This is a genomic window from Corallococcus sp. AB045 (assembly GCF_003668895.1).
Lineage (GTDB): Bacteria > Myxococcota > Myxococcia > Myxococcales > Myxococcaceae > Corallococcus > Corallococcus coralloides.
Window position 1 is genome coordinate 1 of record NZ_RAWN01000195.1, and the last position, 17,095, is coordinate 17,095.

The following is a 17,095-nucleotide window of genomic DNA, read 5'->3' on the forward strand; positions in this document are numbered from 1 at the left end:
CCGGGGTGGGGGACGATGACGGCGACGACCTGCTCACCGAAGTCCGGGTCGGGCAGGCCCAGGACGGCGGCCTCGGCGACGGCGGGGTGCGCGGTGAGGACCTCTTCGACTTCGCGGGGGTAGATGTTGAAGCCACCGCTGATGATGAGCTCCCGAGCCCGGCCGGTGATGCGCAGGAATCCGTCCGGGTCCCATTCGCCCAGGTCGCCGGTGCGGAACCAGCCGTCGGCGTCGAAGGCTTCGGCGGTGGCGTCCGGGCGGCGCCAGTAGCCGGTGAAGACGTGGGGGCCGCGGACCTCGATTTCGCCCGTCTCGCCGCGGGGCAGGGGCTGGCGGGAGCGCACGTCCACGACGCGGGCCTCCTGGCCGGGGAAGGGCATGCCCACGGTGCCCGGGCGGCGTTCGCCGTCGTAGGGCTGGGTGGTGTTCATGATGGTCTCCGTCATCCCGTAGCGCTCCAGGATGCGAGCGCCGAAGCGCGCCTCGATGTCCAGGCACAGCTGGGGGCTCAAGGGGGCGGAGCCGGAGACCCACAGGCGCAAGGGATGCGGCGTCACGCCGGAGCGGCGGGATTCCTCCAGGAGGCGGCCGTACATGGTGGGCACGCCGAAGAAGAGGGTGAGGGACGCGTCGTCGTGCAGGGCGGTGAGCGCTTCGGAAGCGACGAAGCGGCGGCGCAGGTCCACGCTGGCGCCGGTGAAGAGGGTGCCGTGGAGGCCCACCATGAGGCCGTGGGTGTGGAAGAGCGGAAGGGTGAGCAGGAGCCGATCCGCGTCGGTCCAGCGCCACGCTTCGGTGACAGCGCGCACGTTGGCGAGCAGCTGCCGGTGCTGGAGCATGGCGCCCTTGGAGCGGCCGGTGGTGCCGGACGTGTAGCCCAGCACGGCGAGGTCCTCCGCGCGAGGCAGCGGCAGGGACGCGGTGGAGGCGGAGCCCAGTGCGACCACGTCTTGGAACGCCACGGAGGGCAGGGACGCGGGGAGCCCGGGTGGAGGCGGCTCCACGGTGATGAGCCATTGCAACGATGGGAGTTGGTCGCGAAGAGGCGCGAGCTCCGAGGCGCCGGAGGTGCTGGTGACGCAGACCTTCACCTCCGCGTCGGAGAGGATGTGAGCCAGCTCCACCTGGCGGTAGGCCGTATTGACGAGCACGGCGACGCAGCCCGCGGCCTGGACACCCAGCCAGGTGACGACGAACGCGTCGCTGTTCTCCAGGAAGAGCGCGACGCGGTCGCCAGCAGCCAGCCCCCGGGCCTTGAGTCCGCGAGCAAACGCGGTGACCCGCTCCGCCAACTGGCCCCGCGTGTACGAAGCTCCCTCGAACGAGAGCAACGGGCGCGAGGGTTCGTGACGGGCATGGTCCAGGAACACTTCAAGCAGGGAGGCCGGCATGGCGCGCGAGCCTACCCGGGACGGGATACGCTGAGCGCATGTCCGTGCGGAGGACTCATTCCATCCTGGCCTCCGCGCTCGTCCTGGCGGGCTGCATGAGAGCCGCCGCGCCGTCTCCCGTGAGCTACGAAGAGGACCCCTCCATCACCTTCCCGCCGTTCTTCGCGCAACCCGCTGTCTCACTGGGGACCGAAGGCACGGTGTACGAATTGGATGGAGACACCCTGCGAGCACTCACCGTCGCTGCCAGGGACCTGCTTCCGCCGCGGGACACCCCCGTGTCCTGTGGAAGCCGCTGGGAGTCCCAGCAGTACCGCGTCGTCCGGCAGGGCGACGTCATCTTCATCCGCATCGACGAAGACCCGAAGGCCTGTGGCCGCACGCATCCCGCGCTGGACTCGGGGGCGAGCTACGCCATCCACCGGGATGGCCGGATCCTCCGGCGGCTCATCGACGGTCAGCCCGATGTCGCGAAGCCCGAGGACGCTGGCGTGCCCTCCACGCCTGGAGAACCCGGTAGCGCGTCTCCCGATGCAATGGGTGACGGGCCCTCACCGTTCCTGCCGCGCTCCTGGCAGGACGCGGGCTCACCCGCTCCCGCGCCCCGCCCGTAGCGCCGCCTAGAAGAGCGTGACGCCCAGCGTGACGCTGGCCAGGAAACCGCCGTGCTGGCTGGTAGCGATATCGAGGTCGTCGAGGAGGTTCGGGTCGCGTCCGTCCGACGTGCGCCAGTTGTCCTCACGCAGGCGGAAGCCCCAGCCCGCGCGCAGACCCAGGTACATGGGGCCCATCGACTGACGCATGCCGACCGCCAGCGTCGCCACCGGCGTGGGCAGCTTCTCCGTCGTGAACTCCTCCGTCTCGCCGTTGAGGGTGAGCGTGCTCGTCGACTTCGTGCCCAGGTTGAAGCTCATGCCCGCCTCCAGGAAGGGGCTCGTGCGCGACTCGCCCAGCGGATACAGGCGCGCCACCGGCCCCACCCGGAAGCCCCAGGCGCCCGTGCCGGCGCTCAGGTTGAGCCCCAGGACGGGCACCACCCGGTACTCGATCTCACCGCCGAAGATGCCGGAGGGGCTGTTGAAGCCCAACGCCAGACCCAGGTCCAGGTTCGTCCGGCCACCGCCCCGGCGGCGCGGCTCTTCGGTCTCCAGCTCGCGCCCCGACGAGTCCTGGCCCATGCCCTCCGCCATCGGCGCGTCTGCCTGCGCCAGGGGCACCTCGTTCGTCTCCGCCGCCGCCACCGGCGTCTCCTGGCTCGCGGCCTCCAGCTTCTGGGCCTCGTTCAGCACCGCCTGCGCCATCACCACCGAGCCCTTGTCGCTCAGGCTGGGATTGACGAAGTCGTACGACAACGTCTTGGTGCGCACCGGTGAATGCGTCGTGCTCAGCAGGTACGTCAGCCGGTACTTCTCCCCGGCCCGCGTCACCTTCGCGCTCACCGTCACGTCGGGCGAACCCTCGTGCTGGGGGTCCATCAGGATGGCTTCCGTGGTGGCGTTCTTCAGCGCCTCGTTGATGCCATAGCGCGTGCGCTCCGTCACGGTGCTCGCGGTCAGGCCGCTGGCGTCCACCTCGCTGCCCACGTCCGTGAGCTGGAGGTACAGGGCATCGGCGAAGGCGGAGAAGGGCAGAAGGGTGGCGGCCAGCAGCATGCTGGCGCGCATCCGGAGAGCAGGGGAGCGCATCGGGTGTTCCTCGAAATTGTGTGGGAATTGAATCGAGCAAGCAGACGGCCTGACACTGTTTCTATTCAGCCCCAGCACACTTCTTCGCGGTGTCCGTTCCTGGGACGCGCCCTTCGCGCAAGCGGTCAACGCGGCCGGATATCCCTCCGCCGCCCTCGTGTTTCCGGGCGCTTGGCCCGGCTCGGAGCCCTGGCACACGGCTCGCTATGGCCCGGGGCGTGGACATCCCGAAGGCCCGAGCACCCCGCCGCAAACCCTACCTCCTGGCCGCCCTGGGCCTCGCCGCGCTCGTGGCGGTGACGGTGGGCCTGTCCCGGCTGCGCCCCGCCGCGCCCACCGTGGACAAGGCCTCGGTGTGGTTGGACACGGTGAAGCGCGGCCCGCTGGTGCGCCAGGTGAAGGGCACCGGCTCTCTGGTGCCTGAATCCATCCGCTGGCTCACCGCCGACACCGCCGGCCGCGTGGAGCGCATCCACGTGAGGCCCGGCGCCACCGTCACCGCCGGCACGCTCCTCTTGGAGCTGTCCAACCCGGACGTGCAGCTCCAGGCACTGGAGGCCGAACGCCAGCTCGCGAGCGCCGAAGGCGACTTCCTGGAGCTGCGCGAGCTGCTCCAGACGCAGCGGCTATCCCAGCAGGCCACCGTGGCCACCCTCACCGCCGAGTCCGCCGACGCCACCCGCCGCGCGCAGGCCAACGCGGCGCTCTTCCAGAAGGCCTTCGTCGGAGACCTGGAGACGCGCCAGGCGCAGGAGAAGGCGCAGGAGGCAGGGCAACGTCTGGACTTGGAGCGCCAGCGCCTGGACGTCATGTCCCAGAGCCTGCGTCAGCGTCTGGCTTCACAGCAGGAGCAGGTGGAGCGGCTGAAGGCCGTGGCGCGCTTCCGCCGCCAGCAGGTGGAGTCCATGAAGGTGCTCGCGGGCGAGGACGGCGTGCTCCAGGAGCTGCCGCTGGAGCTGGGCCAGTGGGTGACGCCCGGCGTGCTCCTGGCCAAGGTGGTGAAGCCGGAGCGGCTCAAGGCGGAGCTGCGAATCGCGGAGACGCAGGCGCGCGACATCCTCCCGGGCCTGAAGGCGCAGGTGGACACGCGCAACGGCGTGGTGGAGGGCATCGTGGCGCGTGTGGCCCCCGCGGCCAGCCAGGGCACGGTGCGCGTGGAGGTGTCGCTGCCGGACGCGCTGCCCAAGGGCGCCCGGCCGGACCTCACCGTGGAGGGCACCGTGGAGCTGGAGCGGCTGGACGACGTGCTGTCCGTGGGCCGTCCCGCGGGAGCCCAGGCGGAGAGCACGCTGGCGCTCTTCCGGCTCTTGCCCGGAGGCGACGAGGCGGTGCGCATCCCCGTGAAGCTGGGCCGCGGCTCGGTGAACGCGGTGGAGGTCGTGCAGGGACTTTCAGAAGGCGATCAGGTGGTGCTGTCGGACATGACCGCGTGGGATGCGGTGGAGCGCGTGAGGCTACGATGATGACGACGATGACGAACGACCGCGAGACGAAGGCCGTGGCCCCGGGCGCGGTGCCGGGCAAGGCGCTGCTCCAACTCGACGGGCTCACCAAGGTGTTCGAGACGGAGGAGGTGGAGACGCACGCCCTCTCCAACATCCAGCTCACCATCCGCCAGAACGAATGGGTGGCCATTGTCGGCCCGTCCGGCTCCGGCAAGTCCACGCTGCTCGCGGTGCTGGGGCTGTTGGACACCGCCACGCGCGGCAGCTACCTGCTGGATGGCAAGAGCGTGCTGGAGCTGTCGCCCACGGACCGGGCGAAGGTGCGCAACCAGCACATCGGCTTCATCTTCCAGAGCTTCAACCTCATCGGCGACCTCACCGTCTTCGAGAACGTGGAGCTGCCGCTCACCTACCGGGGGCTGCCCGCGCAGGAGCGCAAGCAGCGCGTGGAGCGGGCCCTGGAGCGCGTGGGCATGGCGCACCGGGCGCGTCACCTGCCGGGGCAGCTGTCCGGCGGCCAGCAGCAGCGCGTGGCGGTGGCGCGCGCCGTGGCGGGAGACCCCCTCATCCTCCTGGCGGACGAGCCCACCGGTAACCTGGACTCGAAGAACGGCGAGGCCGTGATGCAGCTCTTGTCCGACCTGCACAAGGCGGGCTCCACCATCTGCATGGTGACGCACGACCCGGCGCACGCGCGCATCGCCACGCGCACGGTGAGCCTGTTCGACGGCCGCGTGGTGCAGGACGAGCAGCTTCGCTGAAAGACAGGGGACACGGCCATGGAACACCTGCTCGGCGACTTGCGCTACGCGTGGCGCTCCCTCAAGAACGCCCCCGGCTTCGTGGCGGTGGCGGTGCTGACGCTGGCGTTGGGCATCGGCGCGAACAGCGCCGTGTTCAGCGTGGTGAAGGGCGTGCTGCTCACGCCGCCGCCGTTCACCCAGCCGGAGCGGCTGGTGCTGCTGGCCCCGAACCTGGACGCCTTCGGCTTGAAGGAGGTGTCGACCTCCATCCCGGAGTACCGGGACCTGGTCACGCACACGAAGGCCTTCGTGTCGCTGTCCGCCTTCCGGCCCGACGACATGACGCTCACCGGTGGGGAGTCGCCCCGGCGCCTGCGCGTCGTCATCGCCACGGCGTCCTTCCTGCCCACGCTCGGCGTCGCGCCGGTGCTGGGCCGGGGCTTCACGCAGGAGGAGGAGACGCCGGGCCGGGACCAGGTCGTCGTGCTCACGGACGCCGCATGGCGTACGCACTTCGCGAAGGATCCAGAGGTGCTGGGGCGCGTGCTGCGGCTGGACGGCGTGCCGCGCACGGTGGTGGGCGTGCTGCCTCCGGGGGGCGTCTATCCAGAGGACACGGAGGTGGTGCTGCCCTTCGCGCCCACGCCCGAGCAGCAGGCGGAGTCCCGGCGCGGCAACCGCTTCCTGAGCGTGATGGCGCGGCTCAAGCCGGGCATGACGCTGGACGGAGCGCGCGCGGACCTGGTGCGCATGGGCAACGCGCGCTCGGCGGACCTGGTGGACCAGTACCGGCAGGCGGGGTGGTCCATGAGCGTGAAGTCGCTGGAGGACCAGATTGTGGGCGGCGTCCGCGAGACGCTGTGGCTGCTCTGGGGCGCGGTGGGCTTCGTGCTGCTGGTCGCGTGCTCCAGCGTGGCCAACCTGCTGCTCGCGAGGGCGGTGTCCCGGGGCCGTGAAGTGTCCATCCGCGCGGCGCTGGGCGCGGGCCGGATGCGGCTGGTGGCGCAGTTCCTCACGGAGAGCCTGGTGCTGTCGCTGGTGGCGGGCGCGGTGGGGCTGCTGCTGGCGCTGTGGGGCACGGACGCGCTGGTGGCCACGGTGGGCGAGGGCCTGCCCCGGGCCCAGGGTGTGAAGCTGGACGTGGTCTCCGTGCTCTTCACGTTGGCGGTGTCGGTGCTCACGGGCGTGCTCTTCGGGCTGGTGCCCGCGCTCCAGGCCAGCCGCGTGGACCTGCACGCGGCGATGCGTGAAGGCGCGCGCGCCACGGGAAGCCACCGCACGGGCCGGCTGCGCGCCGCGCTGGTGGTGGCGCAGGTGTCGCTCGCGTTGGTGTTGCTGGTGGGCGCGGGCCTGTTCGTGAAGAGCTTCCTCGCGCTCCAGCGCGTGGACGCGGGCTTCGAGTCCGACGGCGTGCTCACCGGAGCGCTCGCGCTGCCGAAGGTGCAGTACCCGGACAGGCCGAAGCAGGCGGCCTTCCTGCAGGCCCTGGTGCCCCGGCTCCAGGCGCTGCCGGGCGTGGAGTCCGCGGGGCTGACGAACGTGCTCCCGCTGGGCGGCTCCATGGACAACAGCTTCGACATCGAGGGGCGTCAGCGCCAGCCGGGCGAGCTGTGGAAGGCGGTGGAGTTCCGCGCCGCCACCCCCGGCTACCTGCACGCGCTGCGCGTCCACCTGCGGCAGGGGCGGTTGCTGGAGGACGGGGACGGGCCGGACGCGCCCTGGGCGGTGGTCATCAACCGCTCCTTCGCGAACCTCTTCTGGCCGAAGGGTGATGCGTTGGGGCAGCGGTTGAAGTTGCACGGCCAGGACATGCAGTGGACCACGGTGGTGGGCGTCGTGGACGACCTGCGCGAGTGGGGCCTGGACGTGCCGGCGCGCCCGGCGGCGTACTACTCGCTGTCGCAGCTGCCGTCCGTGTACATGGGCCTGACGGTGCGCGTGAAGTCCGGGGATCCGGAGGCGTTGCGCGCCCAGGTGGAGGCGGAGGTGCGCGCGGTGGACGCGGACCTGCCGCTGTTCGACGTGTCCTCGCTCACTCGGCGGATGGACCAGTCCACGGGCCCCCGGCGGTTGTCCGCGCTGGTGATGGGGCTGTTCGCGGGTGTCGCGCTGCTGCTCGCGGCGCTGGGGCTGTCGGGGGTCATCGCCTTCTCGGTGACGCAGCGCACGCGGGAGCTGGGCATCCGCATGGCGCTGGGCGCGGCGCGAGGGGACGTGCTGCGGCTGGTGCTGGCGCAGGGCCTGCGGCTGTCGCTCACGGGCGTGGCGGTGGGGCTGTGCCTGTCATTGGGATTGGCGCGGCTGCTGGGGTCGCTGCTGTATGGCGTGTCGGCGGACGACCCGTGGACGTTCGGCGGGGTCGCGCTGCTTCTGACCGGGGTGGCGCTGGGGGCGTCGTGGCTGCCTGCTCGACGGGCGACGCGCGTGGACCCCATCATCGCGCTCCGGGCCGACTGAGTTCCCTCCTTTCTGGCACAGTCCTGCCCGTGGCGTCCTCCGTGTCCGAACCCACCGCTCCCTCTCCGCGTACCACCCGTGTCCTCGTGGCCGACGACCAGCCGGACGTGCTGGAGGCGTTGCGGCTGTTGCTCAAGCGCGATGGCTACACGGTGGTGAGCGCCCAGTCCCCCGCGGGCGTGAAGGCCACGCTGGACGCGGAGGACGTGGACCTGGTGTTGATGGACCTGAACTACGCGCGCGACACCACGTCCGGGCGCGAGGGCCTGGACCTGCTGGGAGAGCTGCGCGCGAGGGACGCGCTGCTGCCCGTGGTGGTGATGACGGCGTGGAGCAGCGTGGAGGGCGCGGTGGAGGCGATGCGCCTGGGCGCGCGCGACTACGTGCAGAAGCCCTGGGACAACACGCGCCTCCTGGCCACGCTGCGCACGCAGCTGGAGCTGTCCCGGGCGTTGAAGCGCGGCCGGCGGCTGGAGGAGGAGAACCAGCACCTGCGCCGCGAGCAGGGCGGACGCTCTCCGCTGCTGGGCGAGTCGCGGGCGATGCAGCCGGTGCGCAGGCTCATCGAGCGGGTGGCGCCGTCGTCCGCGCCGGTGCTGGTGACGGGGGAGCACGGCACGGGCAAGGAGGTGGTGGCGCGCCTCCTCCACGCGGCGAGCACGCGCGCGGACCGGCCCTTCGTCGCGGTGAACTCCGGCGGCCTGTCCGAGGGCGTCTTCGAGAGCGAGCTCTTCGGCCACGTGAAGGGAGCCTTCACGGATGCGAAGGCGGACCGCATCGGCTGCTTCGAACTGGCGGATGGCGGCACGCTCTTCCTGGATGAGATTGGGAACATGCCGCTCACGCAGCAGGCGAAGCTGCTGCGGGTGCTCCAGACGGGGGAGCTGCACCCGGTGGGCTCGTCGCGGACGCGGCGCGTGGACGTGCGCGTGGTGAGCGCGACGAACGTGGACCTGGGCCGGGCGGCGGTGGAGGGTCGCTTCCGCGAGGACCTGCTCTACCGGCTCAACACGGTGGAGGTGCAGTTGCCGCCGCTGCGGGAGCGGCGCGAGGACATCCCGTTGCTCGCGGCGCACTTCCTGGCGGCGCAGGGGCAGCGCTACGGCCGTCCCAACATCCACCTGGCACCGGGAGCAATGGAGGCGCTCATCGCGTACCCGTGGCCGGGCAACGTGCGCGAGCTGGAGCACGCGGTGGAGCGCGCGCTGCTGATGGCGGTCGGGGACCGCGTGGAGGCGGAGGACCTGCTGCTCAAGCGGATGGGCCCTCCGGGCGGAGGGAGTGCGCGCCTGGAGGAGATGACGCTGGAGGAGGTGGAGCGCTACCTCATCGAGCGCGCCCTCGGCCGGCACGACGGCAACGTGAGCGAAGCCGCGAAGGCGCTGGGGCTGTCGCGCAGCGCGCTCTACCGGCGGCTCCAGTACTACGGCATCAAGGGCGCAAGGTGAACAGCGGTCCCCCTGCGCCGCACGACCCGCGCATCACGAAGCACGATGCGCACGAACCGGACGCACGAGTGCCGTACGACCTGCGGGTGATGTGGCTCGCGGCCCTAGCGGGCCTGCCCGCGGTCCTCGTGACGCTCGCGCTCCTCTGGACGGGGGACTTCACCGCCAAGGTGCGCTGGACGCTGTCCGTGCTCGTGGTGGGCATGCACGCCGGAGCCTGCCTGGCGCTCCGCGAGCGCGTCGTGCGGCCCCTGCACACCGTCGCGGGCCTGCTGGCCGCCCTGCGTGAAGGCGACTACTCCGTGCGCGGCCGGGGCGGACGCGCGGGTGATCCGCTCGGCGAGGTGCTCCTGGAGGTCAACGCCCTGGGGGACACCCTGCGCGAACAGCGCCTGGGCGCGATGGAGGCCGGCGCGCTGCTGGGCCAGGTCATGGAGGCCATCGACGTCGCGGTGCTCGCCTTCGACGCCTCCGGCACCCTCAAGCTGGTGAACCGCGCGGGCGCCCGCCTCGTGGGCCTGCCGCGCGCGCAGCTCCTGGGCCAAAGCGCCGAGGCCCTCGGCTGGAGCGACCTGCTGGAAGGCCCCGCCCCCCGCCGCCTCACGCGCGTCTTCGCGCAGCAGGACGGCGGCCCCTACGAGCTGTGGCGAGGCACCTTCCGTGAAGGCGGCCAGCCCCACCAACTCGTCGTGCTCACCGACCTGCGTCTGGCATTGCGCGAAGAGGAACGTGAAGCCTGGCGCCGGCTGGTCCGCGTGCTCAGCCACGAAATCAACAACTCCCTCACCCCCATCCAATCCATCGCGGACGCCCTCCGGGACACCGTCACCCAGGTGCCGCGCCCCGCGGACTGGGAGGAGGACACCCGTCACGGCCTGGGCATCATCGCCCGCCGCGCGGAGGCCCTGTCCCGCTTCATGTCCGCCCACGCGCGGCTCGCGCGCCTGCCGCCACCCACCCTGGGACCCGTCGAAGTGGAGCCCTGGGTGCGGCGCGTGGTGGCCCTGGAGCCGCGCCGCCCCGTCGCCGTGCGCCCGGGCCCCGTCCTCACCGTGTCTGGAGATGGCGACCAGTTGGAGCAACTGCTCATCAACCTGGTGCGCAACGCCGTGGACGCGGTCCTGTCGGAAGGAGGCGCGGGCGGCGTCTGGGTTTCCTGGGCGGTGCACGCGCCGGGCGCCGTGGAGGTCTGGGTGGAGGATGAAGGCCCCGGCCTCGCCGACACCGCGAACCTCTTCGTGCCCTTCTTCACCACCAAGCCCCAGGGCAGCGGCATCGGCCTGGCGCTCAGCCGGCAGATCGCCGAAGCGCACGGAGGCAGCCTGCGCCTGGAGAACCGCACGGACGGCCGTGGGTGCCGCGCGAGGCTCAGGCTCCCGCTGGACGCTCCGCGCGCGTGAAGCCCTTCTTGCCGGACGGGGCCTGGGGTCCCGTGGGCGCGGCGGGAGCAGCCTCAGGCTCCGGCATGGGCGCGGCCAGCCGGTAGAGCAGCGCGGTCGCCGCCCAGAAGAACAACACGGTGAAGCCCACGTGGATCCACCGCGCCCCGGACCACTGCTGGAGCGAGCGCGGCAGCGCCTCCAGCGCGACGAAGCCGCCCAGCCACTGCCCCAGCCAGCACAGCGCCGTCACCCACAGCACGCGCTGCCATGACGCCACCCGCGAGCGCCCGAAGGCATACCGGTGCAGGGCCCACAACAGCCCTACGGCGCAGCCCCACAGCGCCAGACGTGTCAGGGAAAGCCCTCGGTGCGAAGGACCCCATGGGTCCAGCTCCAGCACCCCGAAGCTCGGCGCCAGGATGAGCACCTGCACCAGCAGCACCCGGCGCACCCGCTCCGTCAATCCCTTGAGGAGCTGCCCATACGTCCAGGTCAGCGCAATCATCGGGGCCCTCCTCGGGCACGAATGAGCGGTGCTGCAAGAGAAGAACGGTTCGCCCTTTATTTCTTGATTTATTTGATTGGGCAGGACTCCCGGGCTCCACCCAGACAAGCAACTTCTGGGGGTTGGAGGGTCATCCGCAATGACTATTCAAAGATGGACAACTCAGAGAGGGTATAGAACTCAGCGGGTGGGGCGGTTCCGTCGTAGATGAGGGATTCCACGGAGAGCCGCACGAAGCGCACGGGCCCGGTGGGGGTGAGGGGCACGTCCTGGAAGACCGGCTCCTGGACGCCCAGGCGGAGCATCCCGTCCCCATAGGGAGATGCCCCCTCGGCAGGCTCGGTGTAGAGGCCAAACGTCGCATCGCGCAGGGACTGCTCCAGCGGGCTCATGTCCCGCAGTACGACGCGCGCCAGGGATTGCCACTGTTCGCCGTCAACACTGCCCTCCAGGACGAGCCAATCCTTACCGCCCCTGCCTTGCAGGTAGTACAGCCCGCGCACCACCGCGCGGCGTGGCAGGGCCGGCTGGGGCAGGGTGATGACGACGTTGTGGAAGCGGGGGTCGGTCTCCTTCTCCCAGAAGTCCACCGGGGTGAGCAGGCCATCCGTCCATGGACAGACATCCGGAAAGGACGGCTCGCACGTCGCGCCGCGACTGATGGGGCGCAGCGTCCCTGCGGGCAGCGGTTCGGCGCCGGTGCGCCATTCCTGCCGGAAATAGACGGAGCTGGGCTCACCGCCCAGCGGAGAGAACAACCACGAGCCCATGCTGGCGGCGCGCAGCCGCACCTGGGGCGCGGCGAAGTCCTCCAGCACGTACGGGCTCGGCGTCCATGGGGACTCCGTGCCCTTCTGCCGCCAGAGCAGCTCGTCGCCGGACGTGACCCACAGCAGGGGCTCCGGGGCGGTGGGCGGCAGGGGAATCGTCGAACCGTCGTCGGCGAGCAGCTCCAGCGTGTCGCCGGTCTCCGGCACGGGAGGTGCCGGGGGCGCGGGCGGGAAGGCCACGGTGGGGCCCTGGTCGCTGCTGCCCACGATCGGGCGCGCATCCCACGGCTTCAGCGTGGGCAGCTCCACGTCGTCCTGCATGGTGAACGAGAGGAAGGTGCCGCTGCCGTCCGCGTCCAGCGGCAGCGCCAGCCGCAGACGGTTCGGGCGTCTGTAGTAGTCCTCCTCGCGCACGGCGTCTCCGGACAGCATCTCCAGGGTGAAGTCGCCCGAGGCCTCCGTGGTGGCGGTGGTGAGCGGCGTGAAGACGTCGTCCTCCAGCCGCTCCAGGGTCAGCGTCTCGCCGGAGCGCGGCGTGCCGTCGCGGTGGAGCGCGCGGCCGTACGCGAAGATGGGGTCCTCGGGATAGCGGTCGCAGCCAGCGGTGGTGAAGGCCAGCAGTCCCAGGGAAGTGACGAGTGCGCGTCGCATGTCAGTAGGTCGCCTTGAGCCCGAAGAGGGGGAGGATGACGGGGATGCGCATGGGGACCCGCACGGGGCGGACGTCCTTGTGGGGGGAGCCCTCGTAGTCGCCGCCGTCGGAGCGGTACTCGTAGGCCACCACCTCCTGCTGTGCGGAGAGGTTGAGCACGTCCAGCGACGCGTCCAGGGTGAAGTCCTGGTAGGCCCACGACTTCGCGATGCGCGCGTCCACGCGGAAGAACGGCGCCAGCCGCTGCGTGCGGTCCAGATCCTGCCGCACCCATTTTGTCGAGCCGTCGCCGTCCGTCACCCAGCGCTGCGTCTGGGAGGTGAGCTGCCCCGTCTCCGGACGGCCGGTGTTGAAGTGCACCACCGTGCCCACGGTCCAGTTGTTGCCGAACTTGTAGCTGAGCGCGGCGTTGAAGGTGTGCGCCTGCTCGAAGGCGAAGGGCAGCGTGCCCTCCACCGTCTCCAGCACGCGGTTGTCGTCGCCGATGCGGGCGAAGCGCGCCTTCCGCTTGCTCTGCAGGAAGCTGTAGGACACCCAGCCGAACCAGTGGCGGCCCAGCGGATGGCGCGCCATCAGGTCGAAGCCGTAGGCGTAGCCGGTGGTGGCGGGGTCCTCGCCCAGGCCGCCCCGGCGGCGGCGGTTCTCCGCCACGTCCACCAGGTCGAACTCCACCGCGCGGGAGAGCGGGTTGAAGTACGCGTCCGCGCTCAGCTCCAGCCCCTCGAAGGCCTTCCACTCCGCGCCCACGTCGAACTGCGCGCCGGACTGGAGGCCGTAGCGCAGGCTCGCGGTGTCGATGGCGGGCACGTGCACGAGCACGGTGGGCGGCTGGTGGAACAGGCCCGCGCCGCCCTTGAGCGTGAGGGTGTCCGTCAGTGTGCGGCGTACGGACAGGCGCGGCTCCACCGCGGTGAACGTCATACCCGGCACCAGGTGGTACGCGTCCACGCGCAGGCCCGGCGTCACCACCCAGTCTTCCGAGGGCTTCCACGTGACGGACGCATACGCGCCGGAGAAGGTGGCCAGTGCGCTGGGCCGCTTGAGCGGATCCGCGTCGTCGGAGGGCCGCCAGCCCGGAGGCCGCGCGGTGCCGATGAGCGTGGTGGCGGAGCGGCGGTGCTCCACGTCCGCGCCCACGGCGACGTCGAGCGACGGCGTCAGCGCTCGCCGCCACCCCGCGCGAGCGGCGACGCTCACCTGGCTCAGCCCGTACTCGCCCACGTCCTGGCGGACGAGGGTACCCCCGGCGTTTTGCGTCTCCTCGCCGGTGAGGCCCAGGCCGTCCCAGCCCAGGGTGACGCCGACCTCGCCCTCGCCCTCCGCCACCGGGTGCGTGCCGCGCAGGTCGATGCGGTGGAAGCGCGACACGACGCCGCCGCCCTCCGCCCCTGCCAGCATCTCCGGCGAGATGCCCACGTCGTCGGAGCTTCCCAGCGCGAACAGGCGCAGACGGCCCCGGCCCACCTTCTGCTCGATGCGTGCCTGGTAGTCCCAGAATCCCGCGCGCAGCTGCTCCGCTTCCGGGCGCTGGAGCACGTTGGCCGCCAGCGAGATGAGCAGCGCGGAGTAGCTGAAGCGGCCTGCGAGGCTGACGCTGGTGCCCGTGGATTCAAAGGGCTGTTCGATGAAGCCGCCCGCGTTGAGCAGGTCCGCGTACGCGGTGAAGTGCAGCCGGTCTTCGCGAGGACGGCTGAGGCGCCCCTCCACCGCGCCGCCCAGCACGCGGCCGTACTGCACCGGCGGCGTGCCCGGATAGAAGTCCACGGTGTCGATGAAGTCCGGGTGCACCACCGCGGGCCCGAGCAGCAGGTGGTACAGCATCGGGATGCGCACACCGTCCAGGAAGAAGCCCGTGGCGGCGGGCTGGCTGCCGCGCACCACCGGGTAGCTGATGCCGGACGCGAGGCTTCCCACACCCGGCATCAGCATCACCACGCGGAATGGGTCGCCCAGCGTGCCGGGCACCTCGCGGATCTCCTGTTCGTGCAGGCTGATGCGGGTGACCTCCGTACGCGGGCGCTCGTCGCGCACGACGGTCTCGTAGGGGTTCACCTCGCGAGGCTGGAGCCGGTAGATGACCTGGAGCGTCTGTCCCTGCGTCAGCGTCTCCGTGAACGTCGTTGTCGCATGGCCTGGAGCGCGGACCTCCAGCGTGTGAGGGCCCGGCGACACGTCCACCGTGAAGAGGCCCTGCGCGTCCGTGGTGGCGGCCGGCTCCGAAGCGCCGTCCAGGAAGAGGGCCGCGTCGGAGAGGGGCTTGCGCGTGCCGCGTGCGCGCACCTCGCCAGTGAGGCGCGTGGTGGAGGCGGGGACCTGCACGGGTGGCGTGAAGCGGTAGACGAAGGGCAGGCGCACGGCCACGGGGCTCCCGGCCAGCGTGGCCGGGGTGAAGCGCAGGCCCGGGGCCGCGGCGAGCGCCGCGTCGGTGAGGCGAGGCTCGGCGGCGGCGCGCACCACCTTCGCCTCCGCGACGCGGCCCTCCACGTCCACCAGCAGCTCCAGCTCCACTTCGCCGGGTGTGCCCTCCAGGCCTTCCGGCCACGCGGCGGGAGCGTCGGCGGTGAGGCTGGGGGGCACGAGCGTCGTATCGCCCGCGTCGGGGGAGAGGCCCAGACGGACGGCGTCCTCGGCGGAGAGGGCCTGACCCGCGTCGGTGGTGTGGACGTCCACCTCCACGGCGCGAGGCGTGCTGGTGGCGGAGGGAACGCCCTGCGCGCGGGCGGTCGCGCCGGACAGGAGCACGGCGGCCAGCACCAGGGGGAAGGTATGGGGGAGGAACATGGGCGGGCGCTTCAACACCGGACCCCTACAAAAGTGACACCCGCGCTGTCGCCAGAGTGCTCCGGCCCGGCGAGGACACTGCATTCATGGATTCGGCCCAAGGCGCCCATGACTTCCCCGGCCCGGGGCGGAAGTCGGTTCACGCAGGGCATACGGACCGGGAGGCGAATCCCGGTGGTGCCTTTTCACGCGCAGTCTAGTGGATGCAGTGCCAGGGGTCGCCGGGCCGCTCGTGTCCCCCGTCATTGCCCCCGCGCCGCGCCAGTCCGACCGCGGGGGCGGCGCGCTGTGTGAACGCGCACGGCCCTCTGTCCCGAGGTGCCGCCCCCTGGAGCCGCGACATGGGCGGTCGTTACACTTTTTCATGTCGAGCGGAAGCCACGGCCAGGGTTCCGCGGGGAGGGCGCATGCGGACGCCGAAGGACGAACTGCTGCTCCGGGCGATGGACCATGCGTTGTCAGCGCGGACGATGGATGCGGTGGAAGCGCTGGCTGCGCTCTATCGGTTGTTGGACGCGGAGCGCATTCCCGAGGACGAGAACTACGCCGTGTTCGCCACGGCCTTGTCGCGCCGGTTGGAAGGCGCGACGGGGGCGCTGCATCCGTACCGGGCCTCGGAGGTGGACGGGAGCGCGCCACAGATTGAGTTGTTCCGGCGGTTGATGAAGCACCTGCCGCTGGCGTCGGCGGCGGACGCGGTGGCGAACGCGCTGCTCGCGGACTTCCTGCGAGGACACGCGGAGGCGACGCTGCTGGACGTGGGCATCGGGCAGGGGCGGCAGGAGTGCAACCTGCTGCGAGCGCTGGCGAGGGCGGGCGCGCTGCCCCGGCACCTGACGGTGGTGGGAGTGGACCCCAGCGGCACGAGTCTGGTGGAGGCGCGCGACGCGGTGCTGGCGGTGGCGGAGGAGGTGGGGCTGTCGCTCGAGTTCGTGAAGCTGGAGGCGCCGGTGGAGGACCTGGACGTGGCGACATGGGCGGCGTTGCGAGCCGTGCGCCGGCCGCTGGTGGTGAACGCGGCGTTCGCGCTGCACCACGTGGCGGAGAAGGAGACGTCTGGCATGGAGGCGCGCGACGCGGTGCTGGCGAGGCTGGCGTCGCTGGGACCGGTGGGCGTGGTGATGTGCGAGCCGCACGTGGATCACCACCGCGCACCGGCGCGTGAGCGATTGAAGAACGCGTGGAATCACTTCTCCCGGGTGTTCCAGCTGCTGGATACGCTGGAGATACCGGGCGCGGAGCGTCGCGCCATCAAGCGGTTCTTCGGCCGGGAGGTGGATGACATCGTGGGCACGGTGAACGAGTCGGAGCGGTGTGAGCGCCACGAGCCGGCCCTGGCCTGGTGGGAGCGGTTGCAGCGTGCGGGCTTCGCGCCGCGAGGCGGGCTGGAGGCGGTGTGTCCGGACGACGTGCACCCGGCCGTGGGCTTGTGCGTGGAGGAGGGCACGGTGGGCATCACCTTCCGGGGCGATGTGCTGGTGTCGGTGCTGGCGGCGGTGCCAGGGGAGGGCGCGTGAGCGACCTGGAGGCATTGGCGCCGAAGGTCATCGCGAGGTGCCGTGAGGCCGGCGTGCGGCTGGCATTGGCGGAGGCGTGTACGGGAGGGCTGATGACGGCGGCGCTGACGGAGGTGCCGGGGGCATCCGCGGTGGTGGATCGCGGGTTCGTGCCGTACTCGAACGAGTCGAAGGGGGAGCAGCTGGGAGTGCCGCTGGCGTTGTTGCAGGCGCACGGGTCGGTGAGCGCGGAGGCGGTGGGCGCGATGGCGGCGGGGGCACTGGAGCGTTCGTGGGCGGACTGGGCGGTGGCGGAGACAGGCATCGCGGGGCCCGGGGG

Annotated in this window: 13 protein-coding genes; 8 read left to right on the forward strand and 5 right to left on the reverse strand. The window is 71.5% G+C overall.

The window, feature by feature from the left end:
• A partial coding sequence (locus D7Y21_RS33020) for an AMP-binding protein (protein ID WP_121717797.1) occupies positions 1 to 1,391 on the reverse strand: 1,391 nt, incomplete at its 3' end.
• Between the two features lie 38 nt (positions 1,392 to 1,429).
• On the opposite strand from D7Y21_RS33020, the gene D7Y21_RS33025 reads away from it, so the two are divergent.
• A complete protein-coding gene (locus D7Y21_RS33025) occupies positions 1,430 to 2,005 on the forward strand; it encodes a hypothetical protein (protein WP_121717791.1) in 576 nt (191 codons plus the stop codon).
• Between the two features lie 6 nt (positions 2,006 to 2,011).
• Here D7Y21_RS33025 and D7Y21_RS33030 read toward each other — a convergent pair whose 3' ends face one another.
• On the reverse strand, positions 2,012 to 3,076 hold the full coding sequence (locus D7Y21_RS33030; protein ID WP_147469439.1) for a hypothetical protein: 1,065 nt from the start codon (positions 3,074 to 3,076) through the stop codon (positions 2,012 to 2,014).
• Between the two features lie 218 nt (positions 3,077 to 3,294).
• On the opposite strand from D7Y21_RS33030, the gene D7Y21_RS33035 reads away from it, so the two are divergent.
• From D7Y21_RS33035 to D7Y21_RS33055, 5 genes are all read left to right on the forward strand, one after another.
• On the forward strand, positions 3,295 to 4,539 hold the full coding sequence (locus D7Y21_RS33035) for an HlyD family secretion protein (RefSeq protein WP_121717798.1): 1,245 nt from the start codon (positions 3,295 to 3,297) through the stop codon (positions 4,537 to 4,539).
• Positions 4,539 to 5,282 carry an ABC transporter ATP-binding protein gene (locus D7Y21_RS33040; protein WP_233591941.1) on the forward strand — a complete coding sequence of 248 codons (744 nt, stop codon included), beginning with the start codon at positions 4,539 to 4,541 and terminating at the stop codon, positions 5,280 to 5,282. The genes D7Y21_RS33035 and D7Y21_RS33040 overlap by 1 nt, the downstream gene beginning before the upstream one ends.
• Before the next feature lie 18 nt (positions 5,283 to 5,300).
• Entirely contained in the window at positions 5,301 to 7,721 is a 2,421-nt protein-coding gene (locus D7Y21_RS33045) for an ABC transporter permease (protein WP_121717793.1), read from the forward strand.
• 41 nt (positions 7,722 to 7,762) lie between these two features.
• A complete protein-coding gene (locus D7Y21_RS33050; RefSeq protein ID WP_233591925.1) occupies positions 7,763 to 9,169 on the forward strand; it encodes a sigma-54 dependent transcriptional regulator in 1,407 nt (468 codons plus the stop codon).
• A gap of 89 nt (positions 9,170 to 9,258) precedes the next feature.
• The gene (locus tag D7Y21_RS33055) at positions 9,259 to 10,569 is read left to right on the forward strand and encodes a PAS domain-containing sensor histidine kinase (protein WP_121717799.1); all 1,311 of its coding nucleotides are present in this window, start codon (positions 9,259 to 9,261) and stop codon (positions 10,567 to 10,569) included.
• Here the strand turns inward: D7Y21_RS33055 and D7Y21_RS33060 are convergent.
• From D7Y21_RS33060 to D7Y21_RS33070, 3 genes are all read right to left on the reverse strand, one after another.
• Positions 10,538 to 11,056 (reverse strand): hypothetical protein, encoded by a 519-nt coding sequence (locus D7Y21_RS33060; RefSeq protein WP_120566930.1) that lies wholly within the window; start codon positions 11,054 to 11,056, stop codon positions 10,538 to 10,540. The genes D7Y21_RS33055 and D7Y21_RS33060 overlap by 32 nt on opposite strands.
• A gap of 143 nt (positions 11,057 to 11,199) precedes the next feature.
• The gene (locus D7Y21_RS33065) at positions 11,200 to 12,477 is read right to left on the reverse strand and encodes a hypothetical protein (protein WP_121717794.1); all 1,278 of its coding nucleotides are present in this window, start codon (positions 12,475 to 12,477) and stop codon (positions 11,200 to 11,202) included.
• A gap of 1 nt (position 12,478) precedes the next feature.
• Positions 12,479 to 15,259 (reverse strand): TonB-dependent receptor domain-containing protein, encoded by a 2,781-nt coding sequence (locus tag D7Y21_RS33070; RefSeq protein WP_121717795.1) that lies wholly within the window; start codon positions 15,257 to 15,259, stop codon positions 12,479 to 12,481.
• Positions 15,260 to 15,666: 407 nt separating this feature from the next.
• On the opposite strand from D7Y21_RS33070, the gene D7Y21_RS33075 reads away from it, so the two are divergent.
• Together D7Y21_RS33075 and D7Y21_RS33080 are read left to right on the forward strand one after the other, a co-directional pair.
• Positions 15,667 to 16,776, forward strand: a complete 1,110-nt coding sequence (locus tag D7Y21_RS33075; RefSeq protein WP_121717796.1) for a GRAS family protein — start codon at positions 15,667 to 15,669, stop codon at positions 16,774 to 16,776.
• On the forward strand, positions 16,773 to 17,095 hold a 323-nt coding region (locus tag D7Y21_RS33080; RefSeq protein ID WP_147469440.1), incomplete at its 3' end, for a CinA family protein. The genes D7Y21_RS33075 and D7Y21_RS33080, both read left to right, overlap by 4 nt.

Excerpts from the sequence above, each read along its gene's own strand:
- D7Y21_RS33070 (WP_121717795.1), bottom strand. The coding sequence starts at position 15,259 with ATGTTCCTCCCCCATACCTTCCCCCTGGTGCTGGCCGCCGTGCTCCTG.
- D7Y21_RS33075 (WP_121717796.1), top strand. The coding sequence starts at position 15,667 with ATGCGGACGCCGAAGGACGAACTGCTGCTCCGGGCGATGGACCATGCG.
- D7Y21_RS33025 (WP_121717791.1), top strand. The coding sequence starts at position 1,430 with ATGTCCGTGCGGAGGACTCATTCCATCCTGGCCTCCGCGCTCGTCCTG.
- D7Y21_RS33055 (WP_121717799.1), top strand. The coding sequence starts at position 9,259 with ATGTGGCTCGCGGCCCTAGCGGGCCTGCCCGCGGTCCTCGTGACGCTC.
- D7Y21_RS33065 (WP_121717794.1), bottom strand. The coding sequence starts at position 12,477 with ATGCGACGCGCACTCGTCACTTCCCTGGGACTGCTGGCCTTCACCACC.
- D7Y21_RS33060 (WP_120566930.1), bottom strand. The coding sequence starts at position 11,056 with ATGATTGCGCTGACCTGGACGTATGGGCAGCTCCTCAAGGGATTGACG.
- D7Y21_RS33040 (WP_233591941.1), top strand. The coding sequence starts at position 4,539 with ATGACGACGATGACGAACGACCGCGAGACGAAGGCCGTGGCCCCGGGC.
- D7Y21_RS33030 (WP_147469439.1), bottom strand. The coding sequence starts at position 3,076 with ATGCGCTCCCCTGCTCTCCGGATGCGCGCCAGCATGCTGCTGGCCGCC.
- D7Y21_RS33045 (WP_121717793.1), top strand. The coding sequence starts at position 5,301 with ATGGAACACCTGCTCGGCGACTTGCGCTACGCGTGGCGCTCCCTCAAG.